Below are 17,008 nucleotides of genomic sequence, written 5' to 3'. Positions count from 1 at the left end.
CCGCCCGTCCGGCGGCCCCGCTCCACCAGACCAGCGGAGCGACGGCGGCGGATGAAGAACTCGGACAATGGCCGGATCGATCGGAACGACACGCTCTGGTACAAGGACGCGGTCATCTATCAGCTTCATGTCAAGGCGTTCTACGACGCCGACAACGACGGCATCGGCGACATCGCCGGCCTGACCCAGAAGCTCGACTACATCCAGGAGCTTGGCGTCACCACGCTGTGGCTGCTGCCCTTCTACCCCTCGCCGCTGCGCGACGACGGCTACGACATCGCCGACTACAAGGCGGTCAACCCGTCCTACGGCAATCTTCAGGACTTCAAGCGGTTCCTGCGCGAGTGCCACGACCGCGGCCTGCGCGTCATTACCGAGCTGGTCATCAACCACACCTCCGACCAGCACCCGTGGTTCCAGCGCGCCCGTCAGGCCAAGCCGGGATCGAACCATCGCAATTTCTATGTCTGGTCCGACACCGACCAGAAGTACCAGGGCACCCGCATCATCTTCTGCGACACGGAAAAGTCCAACTGGACCTGGGATTCCGAGGCGCAGGCCTATTTCTGGCACCGGTTCTACTCGCACCAGCCCGACCTGAACTTCGACAACCCGAAGGTCCTTCAGGAAGTGCTGAACGTCATGCGCTTCTGGCTGGACATGGGGGTGGACGGGCTGCGGCTCGACGCCGTGCCCTACCTGAAGGAGCGCGAGGGCACCAACAACGAGAACCTGCCGGAAACCCACGACGTCCTGAAGGCGATCCGCACGGAGATCGACAAGGGCTACGGCGACCGCATGCTGCTGGCCGAAGCGAACCAGTGGCCGGAGGACGTGCTGCCCTATTTCGGCGACCTGGAGAAGGGCGGGGACGAATGCCACATGGCCTTCCACTTCCCGCTGATGCCGCGCATCTACATGGCCGTCGCCATGGAGGACCGGCACCCCATCGCCGACATCATGCGCCAGACCCCGGACATCCCGGACGAGTGCCAGTGGGCCATCTTCCTGCGCAACCATGACGAGCTGACGCTGGAGATGGTCACCGACCGCGAGCGGGACTATCTCTGGGACTTCTACGCCGCCGACCGGCGCATGCGGATCAACCTGGGCATCCGGCGCCGTCTCGCCCCGCTGCTGCAGAACGACCGCCGCAAGATCGAGCTGCTGAAGAGCCTGCTGCTGTCCATGCCGGGCACGCCGGTGCTCTATTACGGCGACGAGATCGGCATGGGCGACAACATCTATCTCGGCGACCGCGACGGCGTGCGCACGCCGATGCAGTGGTCACCCGACCGCAACGGCGGCTTCTCCCGTGCCGACCCGGCGCGGCTGTATCTGCCGGCGATCCAGGACCCGATCTATGGCTTCCAGGCCATCAACGTCGAGGCGGCGCAGCGCAGCCCGTCGTCTCTGCTGAACTGGATGAAGCGGCTGATTGCGGTGCGCCAGCAGCACAAGGCGTTCGGGCGCGGCAGCTTCCAGCTCCTCTATCCGGGCAACCGCAAGGTCCTGGCCTATCTGCGCTGCCATTCGACGGAGGAGGGCGACGAGGTCATCCTCTGCGTGGCCAACCTGTCCCGCTCCGCCCAGGCCGTGGAGCTGGACCTGAAGCAGTTCCGCGGCCGCGTGCCGGTGGAGATGCTGGGCCGCACGGTCTTCCCGCCGGTCGGCGATCTGCCCTATCTGCTGACCATCCCCGCCTACGGCTTCTACTGGTTCGCGCTCGCCGCCGAGGCGGCTCTGCCCTCCTGGCACGAGACGATGCCGGAGCCGGTGCCCGACCTGCTGACCGTGGTGGTGCGCGACGGCTGGAAAAGCCTGATCAGCGGGCGCGCCGAGGCCGAACTGGCGCGCGACATCCTGCAGGCCTACCTGCCGCAGCAGCGCTGGTTCGCCGCCAAGGATCGCCGGATCGAGCGCGCGCATGTTCCGGTCTCCGCTCGGCTGGACGGGCCGGGCGACGGCTTCATGCTGCTCCACACCGACGTCGAGCTGTCCGGCGGCGGCACGCAGTCCTACTTCCTGCCGCTCGCCATGAGCTGGGAGGAGAACGCCGGCAACACCGGCTGGCCGCTGCTGCCCTTCACGCTGGCCAAGGCCCGGCGCGGTCCGCGCACCGGCGCCATCTACGACGCCATGCAGGCCGACGCCTTCACCCGCAGCCTGCTGACCGCCCTTCGCGAGGGGCGGGAGATCCCGGCGTCGCATGGGCACCTGCGCTTCTCGCCCACGGCCTGCATGGCCGACCTCGTGGTGGACGACGACACCGAGATCCGCCGCCTCGGCGTCGAGCAGAGCAACAGCTCCATCCTGGTCGGCAGCCAGGCCGTGCTGAAGGCCTTCCGCCGCCTGACCCCCGGCGCCCATCCGGAGATCGAGGTCGGACGCTTCCTGACCGAGGTGGCAGGCTTCCAGAACACGCCGCGGCTGCTCGGCTCCGTCGAGCATGTGGCGGAGGATGGCACGCCGACCGCGCTGTTCGTTCTCCAGGGCTTCGTCCGCAACCAGGGCGACGGCTGGAGCAGCACCGTCGATTCGCTGGTGCGCGATCTGGACGACATCCGTCTCGGCCTCGCCCACGACCCGGAGGAGCCGACCGAGGGCGAGCCCTTCGGCATGCACGCCGCCATGATGGCGACGCTCGGCCAGCGCACGGCGGAACTCCATTGCGCGCTGGCGAAGCGGACCGGCGATCCGGCCTTCGATCCCGAACCGGTCACGGCTGACGACCTGAAGGGCTGGGGCGAGGCCGCCTGCCGTCAGGCCGAGGCCGCCTTCGCCGCCCTGCCCGGCGCGCTGGACCGTTTGGCCCCCGCCGTGCGCGAGCAGGCGGAATCGCTGCTGGCCCGCCGCGCCGACGTGATGAACCGGCTGGCCGAACTGGCGGACACCCCTCCGCAGGGCGACAAGACGCGCATCCACGGCGACTATCACCTGGGGCAGGTGCTGCGCGCCCAGAACGACTGGTACATCATCGACTTCGAGGGTGAGCCCGCGAAGTCCCTGGAAGAGCGTCGGGCCAAGCACAGCCCGCTGCGCGACGTGGCGGGAATGCTGCGCTCCTTCAACTACGCCACCTGGGCGGCGCTGTTCCGGATCGACGAGACCGGGGTGCTGGAGGAGGCCGGTGCGGTCATGGAGGCGGCGCTCGATTGGGAACGGCGCAGCATGCAGAGCTTCCTGGAGGCCTACCGCGCCGCCATGGGGGCCTGCCCGGACGTGCCGGACGGAACCGCCGCGGACCGCCGCCTGCTGGCGCTGTTCCTGATGGAGAAGGCGCTGTACGAGATCGCCTACGAGGCCGCCAACCGGCCGAACTGGATCGGCATTCCGGTGAAGGGCGTGCTGGGGCTTCTGGACGGTGAATCCTGAGGCGAAACCCGATGCGGGACATAGGACGCCGCGGGCGTGGTGTGACAAACGCCCCGGCGCTATGTTCACACCCCAAGAACGAGCAAGGGTAAGGGGAAAGTCAGCCGATGCCGAACGACATCCGAACGGGAAGCCGTGCCAAGGCGCAGGGGGCGTCGCCGAAGGCCGTGTCGCCGTTGAGCGGCGGCGTCGAGGCCATCGTCCGCGCCGACCACGGCGATCCCTTCGCGATCCTGGGCATGCACCAGACCGGCAAGGACCAGCCCGTCGAGGTCCGCGCCTTCATCCCCGGTGCGGAAAAACTCTGGGTGGTCGACAGCGCGTCCGGCGACCCGGTGGGCGAGGCCGACAAGGTCCATGACGAGGGCTTCTTCGTCGCCGTCCTGCCCGACCGCAAGGAGCGCTTCCGCTACCGCCTGCGCGTTCAGTTCCCGCTGGCGACGGTGGAGTTCGAGGACGCCTACCGCTTCTGGTCCGTCCTGGGCGAGCTGGACATCCACCTGCTGGCCGAGGGCACGCACCTCAAGAGCTTCGAGCGGCTGGGCGCCCACCCGCGGGAGATCGACGGGGTGGCCGGCGTGGCCTTCGCCGTCTGGGCGCCCAACGCCCGGCGGGTCAGCGTCGTCGGCGACTTCTGCGACTGGGACGGACGGCGCCTGCCGATGCGCAAGCGCATGGAAGCCGGCGTGTGGGAGATTTTCGTGCCCCACGCCACCGTCGGCCAGCGCTACAAGTTCGAGATCAAGGGGGCCGGTGGTGACTTGCTGCCGCTGAAGTCGGACCCTTACGCCTTCCAGGCGGAGTTTCGCCCGCAGACCGCCTCCGTCGTTCACGGCCTGCCGTCCTACGACTGGCAGGACGCCGAGTGGCAGCGGACCCGCTCGGCCAGCGCCGACCTGACCGCGCCGATCTCCATCTACGAGGTCCATCTCGGCTCCTGGGCGCGGGTGCCGGAGGAGGGGGACCGCTTCCTCACCTACCGCGAACTGGCCGAGCGGCTGGTGCCCTATGTGAAGGATCTCGGCTTCACCCACATCGAATTGCTGCCGATCACCGAGCATCCCTTCGACGGATCCTGGGGCTACCAGCCCATCGGCATGTACGCGCCGACCAGCCGCCACGGCACGCCGGAGGACTTCAAGTATTTCGTGGACGCCTGCCACGCGGCGGGGATCGGGCTGCTGCTCGACTGGGTGCCCGGCCATTTCCCGACCGACCCGCACGGGCTGGGCTGGTTCGACGGCACGCACCTCTACGAGCACGCCGACCCGCGCCAGGGCTATCACCAGGACTGGAACACGCTGATCTACAATTTCGGCCGCACGGAGGTGCAGAACTTCCTGCTCGGCAACGCGCTGTTCTGGCTGGAGCATTACCGGCTGGACGGGCTGCGGGTCGACGCCGTGGCCTCCATGCTCTACCTCGACTACAGCCGCAAGGCCGGCGAGTGGGTCCCCAACCGCTTCGGCGGGCGCGAGAACCTGGAATCCATCGCCTTCCTCAAGCGGATGAACGAGCTGGCCTATGGCCAGAACCAGGGGATCATGACGGTGGCCGAGGAATCCACGGCCTGGCCGGCGGTGTCGCGGCCCGTCTATCTCGGGGGCTTGGGCTTCGGCTACAAGTGGAACATGGGCTGGATGCACGACACGCTGGAGTATATGGCGAAGGACCCCATCCACCGCCGTTACCACCACCACCAGCTCACCTTCGGCCTGATCTACCAGTTCTCGGAAAACTTCGTCCTGCCGCTCAGCCACGACGAGGTGGTGCACGGCAAGGGCTCGCTGATCAACAAGATGCCTGGCGACGACTGGCAGAAGTTCGCCAATCTGCGCGCCTATTACGGCTTCATGTTCGCCCATCCCGGCAAGAAGCTGCTGTTCATGGGCGGCGAGTTCGGCCAGTGGCGCGAGTGGAGCGAGGCGCGCAGCCTGGACTGGCACCTGCTGGAGGAGCCGCTGCACCATGGGCTGCACGCGCTGGTGCGCGACCTCAACGGCATGTACCGCGGCTTGAAGCCCCTGCACCAGACGGATTGCGACCCGGCGGGCTTCGAATGGATCGAGGCCAACGACAGCGACAACTCGATCCTCGCCTTCCTGCGCAAGAGCGGGGAGGACCCGGAGCACCATGTGGTCGTGGTCTGCAACTTCACCCCGCTGCCGCGCGACGGCTACCGCGTCGGCGTCACCCTGCCGGGCCGCTACGAGGAGGTGCTGAACACCGACGCCCCGGAGTACGGCGGCAGCGGCGTCGGCAACGCCGGCGGCGTGGCGAGCGAGGAGACGGAATGGCATGGCCGTCCACACTCCATCAGCCTGACCCTGCCGCCTCTGGGCACGCTGGTGCTGGAACGCAAGGCGGGGTAGGGGGCGCGTCGCTTTCCCCATTGGCCACCCTTGACGGGCGGTGCGTGCCTCCTCTTTATTGAATCGCCTATCCCACACAGGACCTGGACGGGTGAGCGTCCAGGAGGGACGATCATGACGATGAGGAACCGGCCGCCGTCCGTCGAAGAGGTGGTTAGCATCCTGCGCGACAACAGCGCCGACCTGCGTCGGCGCGGTGTTCTGCACGCCGCCGTCTTCGGGTCGGTGGCGCGCGGAGAGGCCGGGCCCGAGAGTGACATCGACATCGTGATCGATCTGGACCCCGGCCGTCCCATGGGGCTGTTCGAGTATACGCGGGTGACGTTGGACATCGGTGACCTGTTCGACCGGCCGACGGATGTGGTGGTGCGGAGGAATTTGAAACCCGCACTTCGGGACAGTGTGGCGGGGGAGGCCGTGCATGCCTTCTAGGTCGCCGCAACGGCGGCTGGAGGACATCGTTCAGAACATCGATGCGATTGCCCGATTCGTTTCCTGAATGGGATTTGAGGATTTTCTGGCCGATCAGAAGACCAGCTATGCCGTGCTGCGCGCTCTCGAAATCATTTCGGAAGCCTCTCGGCGCATCCCCGATGACGTCAGACAGCGCCATCCCGAAATCGATTGGCGGGCCATAGCCGGTGCCGGTAACATCTACCGGCACGATTACGACAACGTGGACGACGCTCTTACGTGGCACACCATTCAACACGAACTTTCGCCGCTGAGGGCTGTGGTCGTCGCGGAGTTGATGCGGATCGAAGGGAACCGGCCATGACGGTCCAACAAGACGGGATCGTCGTCTGATGGCCATCTCCACCGCCACGCGCACCGCCGTCTGGCCCGGCAAGCCCTATCCCCTCGGAGCGAATTGGGACGGGTTCGGGGTCAACTTCGCCCTGTTCTCCGCGCACGCCGAGAAAGTCGAGCTGTGCCTGTTCGACCAGACTGGCCAGCGCGAGGTCGAGCGGGTCGTGCTGCCGGAGCACACCGACGAGGTCTGGCACGGCTACCTGCCCGACGCCCGGCCCGGCCTGCTCTACGGCTACCGCGTCCACGGCCCCTACGAGCCGCTGGCGGGGCACCGCTTCAACCCGAACAAGCTGCTGCTCGACCCCTACGCCAAGGCGCTGTTCGGGCCGTTCCGCTGGTCGGACGCCCATTACGGCTACCGCGTCGGCTCGACGCGCGAGGACCTGTCCTTCGACCGGCGCGACAACGCCCGCGGCATGCCGAAGTGCCGGGTGGTCGACCGCGCCTTCACCTGGGGCCACGACCGGCACCCGGCTGTGCCCTGGTCGGACACGGTCATCTACGAGACGCATGTCGGCGGCTTCACCATGCGCCATCCGGAGGTGCCGGCCCCGCTGCGCGGCACCTTCGCCGGCATGTCCACCCACGCGGTGATTGACTACCTCAAGGCGCTGGGAATCACCTCGGTGGAGTTCCTGCCGGTGCAGTCCTTTGCCGACGACCGGCATCTGGTCGGGCAGGGACTGCGCAACTACTGGGGCTACAACAGCGTCGGCTTCTTCGCGCCCGAGCCGCGCTACATGACCACCGGCGTGCTGTCGGAGTTCAAGACCATGGTCGCCCGCCTGCACGAGGCGGGGATCGAGGTCATCCTCGACGTGGTCTACAACCACACGGGGGAGGGCAACCATCTCGGCCCCACCCTGTCCTTCAAGGGCATCGACAATCTCAGCTACTACCGGCTGCTGCCCGACAACCCGCGCTTCTACATCAACGACACGGGCACCGGGAACACCCTGAATCTCAGCCACCCGCGCGTGCTTCAGATGGTCATGGACAGCTTGCGCTACTGGGTGACGGAGATGCATGTCGACGGCTTCCGCTTCGACCTCGCCACCGTGCTGGCGCGGGAGCCCTACGGGTTCGACCCCGGTTCGGGCTTCCTCGACGCCGTGCGGCAGGACCCGGCGCTGGCCGACGTCAAGCTGATCGCCGAGCCGTGGGACGTCGGTCCCGGCGGCTATCAGGTCGGCAATTTCCCGCCGGGTTGGGCGGAGTGGAACGACCGCTACCGCGACACCGTGCGCCGCTACTGGCGCGGCGACGACGGCATGCTGCCGGAACTGGCCGGACGCATCGCCGGCTCGTCGGACCTGTTCGAGAAGCGCGGGCGGCGGCCCTGGTCGTCGGTGAACTTCGTCACGGCGCACGACGGCTTCACCCTGCACGACCTCGTCTCCTACAACGACAAGCACAATTGGGCCAACGGCGAGGACAACCGCGACGGCCATTCCGCCAACCATTCCTGGAACCACGGGGTGGAGGGCGAGACCGACGACCCGGCGATCCGCGAGGCCCGCGCCAAGCAGAAGCGCAATCTGCTGGCCACCCTGTTCCTGTCGCAGGGCACGCCGATGATGCTGGCCGGCGACGAGATCGGCCACAGCCAGAAGGGCAACAACAACGCCTATTGCCAGGACAACGAGACCTCCTGGCTGGACTGGGCGCGGATGAAGGGCGAGGGCGGGCCGATGCTCGCCTTCGTCAAGCGGCTGATTGCCCTGCGCAAGGCGCACCCGGTGCTGCGACGCCCGGTGTTCCTGCACGGCCGCCGCACCTCCGCGAATGGGCTGAAGGACATCGTCTGGTACACGCCGCAGGGCGTGGAGAAGTCGGCGGAGGATTGGCGCAACGGCCATGCGCGCTGCATCATGCTGCTGTTGAACGGCCATGCCGGGAGCTACACCGGGGTGGACGGGGCGTCGCAGGACGACGGGGTGCTGCTGATCGTGCTGAACGCCCACACCGACACGGTCAACGTCACCCTGCCCGAGGTTCCCGACGCGCGCGGCTGGCGCTGCGTGCTCGACACCCGCGTGTCGGACGGCGCCGGCGACGGGCGGATGCAGCTCGCCGGGCGGACGATGCCGGTGGACGGACGGACGGCGCTGGTGTTCGTGCAGGTTGAATCGCCCGGTCGTTGATGCGGGTCAATAGGCGGTGTTTTCCGCCTGTGCTAACGTCGGGACCGGGGGTGGGTCCTCCACCTCCGGTTTTCGCGGAAGCGACGCATGCCCGACTACGACTTCTCCCTGGTTGATGCGACCATCATCGACACGCAGTCCAACAGCCAGCGCGTCATGCGCGAGGTGCTGGCGCGGCTGGGGATGAAGAAGACGGCGGTGCACGGCTCCGCCCAGGACGCGGCGGAGGCGGTGACCGCGGCCACGCCGGACCTGATCCTGCTCGACATCGACGGCGAGGAGCCGGAGGCGCTGCGCCTCATCCGTCGCCTGCGCAACGAGCCGGACACCCGCAATCCCTACGCCTGCATCGTCGCCACGACGTGGCAGCCGACGCCGCTGCTGGTCATGCGTGTCACCAACGCCGGGGCGGACGACCTGCTGGTGAAGCCCGTCTCGCCCAAAAAGGTGCAGGATCGGCTGGCCGCCCTGATCGAATCGCGCAAGAAGTTCGTGGTCACCGCCGACTACACCGGCCCCGACCGGCGCAAGTCACCGCGCGAGGGCGCCCAGGTGCCGCTGCTCGACGCGCCGAACACGCTGCGGCTGAAGGCCACCAACCGCTGGGCCCACATCAACGCCCGCCAGCTCATGGCCGAGGCCAACCACTTCGTCAACGAACAGAAACTGCTGCGCATCAGCGTGCAGGTCGCCTTCCTGATCGAGTTCGCCGCCACCGGCCTGGCCGCCCGCCCGCCCGAGCGGATGGCGGTGGAGCATGTGGCCCGCGTCCCCGCCTTCCTCGATGACCTGCTGCGCCGCCTCGACGATCTGGGCGAGCCGGGGCCGGCGGAGTCCGTCGCCAAGTCCCTGAAGATGATGGCCGAGCGGTTGCGCCTCCACGCCGAATCGGGCGCCGTCGCGGCGGAGGAGTTGGAAAGTGCCCGCTCGCTCGCCCGCGATCTCATGCAGGCGGTGGACACGGTCCGCCCGCTCGATGCGATGATGGCCGAGGTCGCCGCCGCCGTGACCGGCTACCGCACCCGCCTGGAGCAAATGGCCCAAGCCAAGGCGGAGGCGGCCAAGGCGGAGGCGGCGCGCGCCGCGACGGTGGTGCCTGCGGCGAATGGCGATGCCGCGAAAGAGGCGGTCGGGTCGTGATCCCGCAAATGGTGAGCCGCTGAAGAAGGCCGGATCATCCAGGGTTGCGGCGCGTTGTCACCCTTGCCCCGTCGCTGCGCGCGAAAGCGTTGCGGTCAATATGAAAATTCGAATGTTCGGGGCTGGACGGAACTGGTCCGACGCGCAATGCTCGCGCGCAGGCCGTTGCGGCCAGAATGACGCCACCAAGACGCCACGACCGACAAACGCGGGGACCCCTGAATGAGCGATCTCGACCGGCTTGCCGAACGGCTTGGCATCGAGCCCTTCTACCATGACATCTGGGGCAACCGGCGCGAGACCTCCGAGGCGACGAAGCGGGCCTTGTCCGCCGCCATGGGCTATCCGGCCGGCACCGGTGAGGAGCTGGCGGCGAGCCTGCACGCGGTGGAGGAGCGGGCGTGGCGGCGCATGCTGCCCCCCGTCCTGGTGATCGACGAGGGCGCACCGCTCAGCCTTGCCTTGGCCGTTCCGGCCGGGCTGGAGGACGCCGAGCTGACCTGGACGCTGACCGAGGAGGGCGGGCTCGCCCACCGCGCGGCGCTGCGCGTTGGCAACCTGCCGCTGGCCGAGCAGCGGGTGCTCGACGGCGTGGCCTACGAGCGGCGCACGGTCTCCACCCGCCTGCCGCCGACCCTGCCGCTCGGCTATCACCGGCTGACGGTGGTGATCCGTCCCCGCGGCGTGGGCGGCACGCTGGAGGGCGGCACGGTGCTGATCGTCGCGCCGCAGCGCTGTCTGACGGTGGAGGATGTGGTCCCTGGCGGGCGGACCTGGGGCATCGGCCTTCAGCTCTACGCGCTGAAGAGCGGCGACGACTGGGGCATCGGCGACTTCGACGACCTCGGGCGCTTCGCCGAGACGGCGGCGGGGCTCGGCGCCGGGCTGGTCGGGCTGAACCCGCTGCACGCGCTGTTCCCCGCCGACCCCAACCACATCGGCCCCTATTCGCCGAGCAGCCGGACCTTTCTCAACATCCTCTACATTGATGTGGAGCGGGTGCCGGAGCTGGCGGACACACCGCAGGCGCAGGCCCTCATCGCGTCGGAGGAGTTCCGGCAGCGGCTGGCCGCCGCGCGGGAGACGGAACTGGTGGACTATCCCGCCGTCTCCGCCCTCAAGATGCCAGTCCTGGAGGCGCTGCACGCGACCTTCCGGGCGCTGGGCGAAAACGATGCGCGGCGCGAAGCGTTCGAGACGTTTCGGCGCGAAATGGGCGAGCCGCTGTGCCGCCACGCCGTGTTCGAGGCGCTGCACGAGCATTTCTACCGCCGCGACCCGTCCCAGTGGATGTGGCGGACGTGGCCGCCGGCCTTCCAGCATCCGGACAGCCCGGAGGTCCAGGCCTTCGCCGCCGAACAGGCCGAGCGGGTGGGCTTCTTCGAGTATCTGCAATGGGAGGCCGACCGCCAGCTGGGCACGGCGGCGGAGCGCGGGCGGCGGGCCGGGCTGCCCATCGGCTTCTATCGCGACCTCGCCGTGGCGGCGCATCCCGGCGGGGCGGCGGCCTGGGGCGAGTCCGACATTCTGGTGCAGGGCGCCAACGTCGGCGCGCCGCCGGACCAGTTCAACATGAAGGGGCAGAACTGGGGCCTCGCCCCGCTGTCGCCGGTGGGTCTGCGCGAATCGGCCTATGGCAGCTTCATCGCCATGCTGCGCGCCAACATGCGCCACGCCGGGGCGCTGCGCATCGATCATGTGATGGCGCTCCAGCACCTGTTCTGGATTCCGGCGGACGGCAGCGACGGCGCCTATGTTGAGTACCCGTTCGAGGACCTGTTGCGGATCATCGCGCTGGAAAGCCGGCGCAACCGCTGCATCGTCATCGGCGAGGATCTCGGCACCGTGCCGGAGGGCTTCCGACCGGCGTTGGAGCGGGCCGGCATCCTCAGCTACCGCGTGTTGTATTTCGAGCGCAGCGCGGATGGCGGCTTCAAGGCGCCGGACGAGTATCCTGCCGGGGCCATGGTCACGGTGACCACCCATGACCTCGCCACCTTCAAGGGCTTCTGGACCAACCGCGACCTCGATTGGCGCGCCCGGCTCGACCTTTATCCCGACGAGGCGGCGCGCAACAAGGACGTCTGGGACCGCGGCGTGGACCGCTGGTGGATGCTCCAGGCGCTGGAGCGGGAAGGGCTGCGCCCGGCCAACTACCCGAACAACGAGGGGTCGCAACCCTTCTCGCGCGAGCTGATGGAGGCGGTGCACCGCTACCTCGCCCGCTCGCCGGGCCGCATCGCCATGGTGCAGATCGAGGACGCGCTGGGCGAGGTGGAGCAGCCGAACCTGCCGGGCACCGTGGACCAGCACCCGAACTGGCGCCGCCGCCTGGGCCTGCCGGTGGAGGCGATGGCCGGGGACGAGGGGCTGCGCCGTCTGGCCGAGGCGGTGCGCAGCGAGCGATCCTGAGGCCGGCCGGACCGGAAGCCGATTGCTATCCCGCGCTATTGGCTTACACTTCGCCTCAGTCGTCGGGCAAAAGAACAGAGAGCCGCGCGCCACGCCGCGCGGCCGATCAAGACGGAGGGGTAGATGAAAGGTGATCCGAAGGTTATCCGGCACCTCAACACGATTCTGACGAACGAGCTGACGGCCATCAACCAGTATTTCCTGCACGCCCGCATGTTGAAGAACTGGGGTCTGCATCGGCTGGCGGGGAAGGTCTACGAGGAATCCATCGGCGAGATGAAGCACGCCGACAAGCTGATCGAGCGCATCCTGTTCCTGGAAGGGCTTCCCAACCTTCAGGACCTGCACAAGCTGAAGATCGGCGAGGACCTGCCGGAGATGTTCACCGCCGACCTGGGCATCGAGAGCCACAACCGTGGCAACCTGCTGGAGGCCATCGCCGACTGCGACGCGGTGCGCGACTATCAGAGCCGCGAAATCTTCCGGGAGATCCTGGAGGACACCGAGGAGCACATCGACTGGCTGGAAACCCAGCTCGACCTGATCCAGCGCGTGGGCCTGACCGCCTACCAGCAGGAACAGATCTACGGCGAGGATTCCTCGTCCTAACAAGCGATGGGAAACGGTCCGCCGCCTAGACGGACACCCCAGCCGACGCACCGGTCGCATAGGCCGCGGCGTCGGCCTTGCGGTAGGCGGAGATGGCGGCGGACCAGGGTTCGATGTGCAGGCCGCTGCCCATGGCGTCCTGATGGATGCTCTGCGCGAGGAAACCGGCGTTGGGCCTTGCGCTCAGGCGCGGCGATGCGCCGGTGACCGGCCGGTCGCCGGCCTCCGCATCGCCCAAAGCGAATGTCGAGGAGGAACCGGCGCGGCCGGCGCGGTTTCCGTCCGCCCCGCCCAGCTCCGTCCGGTTTCCGCTTTTCAGCGCATCGTCGGCGGCCGAGACGTCGTCGGACCGCCGGCGTTCCGGTTCCCCCGGCACGCGCCGGATGGGCTGCACCGCGATGGCTTCGCTGGCCAGCATCTGCCGAAGCCGACTCATCCCGGTCAGGGATTGAGCGTTCGACGCCGATGAGAGGGACAGGATGCTGGACACGGGGGCGGGGCGGCTTGTGGGTGAACCTGATCCCGTATGGTATCAGCGCAAAGCTTCCCGATGCCTTAAAAAATTCGGGCAGGGGCACGGCGCCGTGGTGGCTGTCCATCCGACGGCGCCGTGGGGTGCGATGCGAAGGGCTTAAGACCCCTTGCGGCCACGGACGTTGCGGCGGACGACCGATTGCGCTTCCACGACCAGATCGCTGCCGCCCAGGACGCGCGTGAACAGCGCCTTCACCGTCGCCTGCCCATGCACCGTCAGCACGCCGCTGCGCGTGTCGTCCTCGATCTTCAGCACCGCGGTGTGGGCGCCCAGGAAGCTCTTGGAAAAGGCGTTGTCGAAGAAGCTGCGGATGTGGCCGTCCCGCTGGTCGTCGAACATCACCCGTCCGCCGGCCAGCGCCGCCGCGTCCACCGCCTGCGCCAGGCGGGCCTGCACCGCATAGCCGCGCACCGTCTCCAGGGTGTAGCCGGCGCCCACCGTCAGGGGCAGGCCGAGGGCGACGATCAACGCCAGCGCAAGCCTGCGCCCGGACCGCCGTTCCTGCCGATGCTGGAGCGCGTAAGGGTGGTAGACCATCACCATCGCCTGACCCGAAAAAATGTGTAAGGAGAGCGTAAGACCAAATCTGTCAAAACGGCCTTAATGACCGATTAACAGCATCCAAATAAGTCTTTGAATCTTTAAAATCGCGATAACGAGGGCGTGTGTTTGTTCGCACTCATTCTCATAATTATTTGGAGTTGCGAGAAGCTTTCGAATGATACGAAGGGAAATTGGTTCGAAATTCGTACTAAATCATTCCGGCTTGGCCTGCTGGTCAGAGCCGCCAGGGAAGATAAGGATTCCGCGCCGCACCGGAAGGGGGAAAAAGAAGGATCGGCCATGCGGCCGGGTGATGCGCCAAAGGGGAGACGGAATAAAGCCTTTCGTCCGGGCGTCCACGAACCACCATTGTCCGAACAACACGACAGGGGAGGGGGTCCATGGACCGCGATATCTTTGGGGCTGGCATCGGCGCCGCGATTTTGGCGACTGCGCTGCTGTCGGCATCCCCGGCACCGGCGCAGACATCCGCCGGTTCCGCAGGCATGAGCTTCTTCATCACCAGCGTCGGATCGGGGAAGGGTGCCGACCTCGGCGGGCTTGAGGGCGCTGACCGCCACTGCCAGCGGTTGGCCCAGGCCGTCGGGGCGGGGAACCGCGATTGGAAGGCCTATCTGTCCACCCAGGCGGCGGACGGACGGCCCGCGGTGAACGCCCGCGACCGCATCGGCGCCGGCCCGTGGCGGAACGCGAAAGGGCAGGTGATCGCCCGCAGCGTGGAGGATCTGCACGCCACCAACGGGCTGACCAAGCAGACCGGACTGACCGAGACCGGCGAGACGGTCAAAGGGCGCGGCGACACCCCGAACACCCACGACATCCTGACCGGCAGCCAGCCGGACGGCACGGCCTTCGATGGCGCGGAGGACAGGACTTGCGGCAACTGGACCCGCAGTGGGACGGAGGGCGCCGCCATGGTCGGCCATCACGACCGCATCGGGCTCAGCGACGACCCGCCGGCCAAATCCTGGAACAGCTCCCACCTGACGCGCGGCGGGTGCAGCCAGGACGCCTTGAAGAGCACGGGCGGCGCGGGGCTGCTCTATTGCTTCGCGGCGGATTAGCGGGGCAGGAGCGGGAGGGCTGACCCGCCCGCTCCCTTTCCGCCGGCACCCGGGGGCGCTACAGTCGCGCCATTCGTACGGTGCATGGAGGCGGCCCGATGCGGGGCGGGGCGTGGCGTTCGGCGGTGCTGGGCTTTGCGGTGGCGGGCATGGCGCTCGCCTTCCTGGGGGTGGAGATCGGGCGGCTGGCCGTCGCCGACCCGGAGCGTTCCTTGCTGGACATGGGGGCGGTCGGGCTGGGTGTGCTGGCGCTGTGGATGGCCTTCGCCCGGCTGAACCGCCATTTCCGTGATCTGGGCCGGCTGCGCGAGACCCTGTCGGCGTGGCGCGGGCGCAGCGCCGCCTCCCTCGCCGCCGATGCGAAGGAGGATGAGGCCGGCGACCTCGCGCGGGCGGCGGCGGAGGCCTTGCGTCATGGCCGCCACGGCGAAAGCCGTCCGGGCGAGCGGCTGGCCGGGGTGATCGCCGCGCTGGAGGAGCCGGTGGTGGTGCTCGACGATTTCGGGCGGATCGATACGCTGAATCCCGCGGCCTCGGCTCATCTGGGACTGGAGGCGGGGGCCGACATCTACGATCACCTGTCGCGCCCCGAACTGTTCCGCGCCATCGAGCGGGCGCGCGAGGACGCCCAGATGGTCTCGGCCCTGCTGCGCCGCGCCCAGGGGGGCGAGGTGCCGGTGCGGGTCAAGGATCTCGGGCTCCAGTCGGGGATCGCCCTGGTCTTCCCGGCGAAGGCGGGGGAGGCGCAGCCGCTGCTCTCCGGCGAGCGGCGCCTCCTGCGCCCCAACGCCCGTCCCGCCCATCTCGGCGACGAGGACCCGCTGCTGGCCCTGCCGATGGTCAGCCTGTGGATCGCCACCGCCGGCGGGCACCCGGAGGAGGGGCCGGTCGTCGCGGTCGGGACGGTGCGGATGGTCGGGCCGCGCGTCTTCCGCAGCCTGTCGCTGGAGCTGTTCATCGATCCCGGCGCGCCGATCCCGACGGAGGGCACCGCGAGCCACGGCGTGACCGCGACGATGGTGGAGGGCGCACGACCTTTCGCCGCGGCCTGGCCGGTGATCGCCGACGCCCTGCGCGGCTGCGCGGTGGTCGGCTGGGGGGTGGACCGGGCGCTCGGCACGCTGGCCCGCGCCTGCCGCGACGCCGGCCTGCCGGAGCCGGAGGCGCCGCCGACGCTCGACCTCGCCCGGCTCGCCGCGGCGCTCGACCCGGCGCTGGAAGGGGCCTCGCTGGAACGGCTCGCCGCCGCCTTCGGCATTGCAACCAACCGCCGCACGGGTCCCTTCGCCCCCGCCCTGGTCGAGGCGGAGCTGGCGGCGGCGCTGCTGACCCGGCTGGAGCAGCGGGGGATCGCCACGCACGGGCAGGCGCGCGCCTTCGCCGCCGGTCAGGCCGGCGCGCTGCCCCAGTGAACCTTGCCCGAGTGACGGTTCACCGCCATTTCGGCCGCCGCCCGGCCTTCAGCGCCTGCACCGCCTGATCGAGCGTCTGCAGGAACTTCGATTTGTCCTGCTGGCTCATCGGTTTGTTGCCGCCGCTGACCACGCCCATGTCGCGCAGATCCTGCATCAGCGCGCGGGTGGCGATGGCCGAGCCGATGCTGTCCTCGGTGAAGGGGCGGCCGGTCGGGCCGATCACCACGGCGCGCCTCTTGACGCAGCGGTCGGCGAGTTGGATGTCAGCGGTGACCACGATGTCGGCCTCGGTCGCGTGCTCGGCGATCCAGTTGTCGGCGGCGTCGAACTCCGACCCGACGACGACCAGTTCCGACAGGCATTCGTTGGGCAGGCGGAGCGGGCCGTTGCTGACGATCCACACCTTGATTCCGTTGCGCCCGGCCACCCGGTAAATTTCCGACTTTACCGGGCAGGCATCGGCATCCACATAAATCTCGACCACCCGGCCTCCCTCCTTCGCCGTTTCATGCCGCGTCCTTATGCGCTAAAACCCTGAGCGAGCGAAGTGGCGCCGCGTGTGGCG

The 17,008-nt window shown here is 68.5% G+C and carries 13 protein-coding genes; 10 read left to right on the top strand and 3 right to left on the bottom strand.

Features of this window, described 5'->3' with window-relative positions:
- Nucleotides 1-51 precede the first annotated feature (51 nt).
- The 8 genes from treS (at nucleotide 52) to bfr (ending at nucleotide 12,865) form a co-directional block, all read left to right on the top strand.
- Nucleotides 52-3,375 carry a maltose alpha-D-glucosyltransferase gene (gene treS / locus DXK32_RS01905; protein ID WP_114856954.1) on the top strand — a complete coding sequence of 1,108 codons (3,324 nt, stop codon included), beginning with the start codon at nucleotides 52-54 and terminating at the stop codon, nucleotides 3,373-3,375.
- A gap of 107 nt (nucleotides 3,376-3,482) precedes the next feature.
- Complete coding sequence (gene glgB, locus DXK32_RS01900) at nucleotides 3,483-5,747, top strand: 1,4-alpha-glucan branching protein GlgB (protein WP_114856953.1); 2,265 nt, start codon at nucleotides 3,483-3,485, stop codon at nucleotides 5,745-5,747.
- Nucleotides 5,748-5,861: 114 nt separating this feature from the next.
- Nucleotides 5,862-6,179 carry a nucleotidyltransferase family protein gene (locus DXK32_RS01895; RefSeq protein ID WP_114856952.1) on the top strand — a complete coding sequence of 106 codons (318 nt, stop codon included), beginning with the start codon at nucleotides 5,862-5,864 and terminating at the stop codon, nucleotides 6,177-6,179.
- 67 nt (nucleotides 6,180-6,246) lie between these two features.
- Nucleotides 6,247-6,525, top strand: coding sequence for a HepT-like ribonuclease domain-containing protein (locus DXK32_RS01890; RefSeq protein ID WP_014240602.1), 279 nt, complete (start codon nucleotides 6,247-6,249; stop codon nucleotides 6,523-6,525).
- Nucleotides 6,526-6,553: 28 nt separating this feature from the next.
- Nucleotides 6,554-8,704 carry a glycogen debranching protein GlgX gene (gene glgX, locus DXK32_RS01885; RefSeq protein WP_114856951.1) on the top strand — a complete coding sequence of 717 codons (2,151 nt, stop codon included), beginning with the start codon at nucleotides 6,554-6,556 and terminating at the stop codon, nucleotides 8,702-8,704.
- An 87-nt stretch (nucleotides 8,705-8,791) separates the two neighbouring features.
- Entirely contained in the window at nucleotides 8,792-9,844 is a 1,053-nt protein-coding gene (locus DXK32_RS01880; protein ID WP_114856950.1) for a response regulator, read from the top strand.
- Nucleotides 9,845-10,066: 222 nt separating this feature from the next.
- On the top strand, nucleotides 10,067-12,256 hold the full coding sequence (gene malQ / locus DXK32_RS01875; protein WP_114856949.1) for a 4-alpha-glucanotransferase: 2,190 nt from the start codon (nucleotides 10,067-10,069) through the stop codon (nucleotides 12,254-12,256).
- A gap of 123 nt (nucleotides 12,257-12,379) precedes the next feature.
- Nucleotides 12,380-12,865, top strand: coding sequence for a bacterioferritin (gene bfr, locus DXK32_RS01870; protein WP_014240606.1), 486 nt, complete (start codon nucleotides 12,380-12,382; stop codon nucleotides 12,863-12,865).
- Nucleotides 12,866-12,890: 25 nt separating this feature from the next.
- Here the strand turns inward: bfr and DXK32_RS01865 are convergent, their stop codons facing one another.
- Nucleotides 12,891-13,283: a hypothetical protein gene (locus DXK32_RS01865; protein WP_114856948.1), complete on the bottom strand. Its 393-nt coding sequence runs from the start codon at nucleotides 13,281-13,283 to the stop codon at nucleotides 12,891-12,893.
- Nucleotides 13,284-13,496: 213 nt separating this feature from the next.
- Nucleotides 13,497-13,937: a hypothetical protein gene (locus tag DXK32_RS01860; RefSeq protein WP_247876928.1), complete on the bottom strand. Its 441-nt coding sequence runs from the start codon at nucleotides 13,935-13,937 to the stop codon at nucleotides 13,497-13,499.
- 407 nt (nucleotides 13,938-14,344) lie between these two features.
- On the opposite strand from DXK32_RS01860, the gene DXK32_RS01855 reads away from it, so the two are divergent.
- Both DXK32_RS01855 and DXK32_RS01850 read left to right on the top strand, forming a co-directional pair.
- The gene (locus tag DXK32_RS01855) at nucleotides 14,345-15,028 is read left to right on the top strand and encodes a hypothetical protein (protein WP_114856946.1); all 684 of its coding nucleotides are present in this window, start codon (nucleotides 14,345-14,347) and stop codon (nucleotides 15,026-15,028) included.
- A 98-nt stretch (nucleotides 15,029-15,126) separates the two neighbouring features.
- Entirely contained in the window at nucleotides 15,127-16,440 is a 1,314-nt protein-coding gene (locus DXK32_RS01850; protein ID WP_114856945.1) for an exonuclease domain-containing protein, read from the top strand.
- A gap of 19 nt (nucleotides 16,441-16,459) precedes the next feature.
- On the opposite strand, the gene DXK32_RS01845 is transcribed toward DXK32_RS01850, so the two are convergent.
- Nucleotides 16,460-16,927, bottom strand: coding sequence for a YaiI/YqxD family protein (locus DXK32_RS01845; RefSeq protein ID WP_114856944.1), 468 nt, complete (start codon nucleotides 16,925-16,927; stop codon nucleotides 16,460-16,462).
- Nucleotides 16,928-17,008: the final 81 nt, after the last annotated feature.

This window comes from Azospirillum brasilense, from assembly GCF_003349955.1.
Taxonomy (GTDB): Bacteria; Pseudomonadota; Alphaproteobacteria; order Azospirillales; family Azospirillaceae; genus Azospirillum; species Azospirillum brasilense_B.
This window is presented reverse-complemented; position numbering and strand designations above follow the sequence as displayed.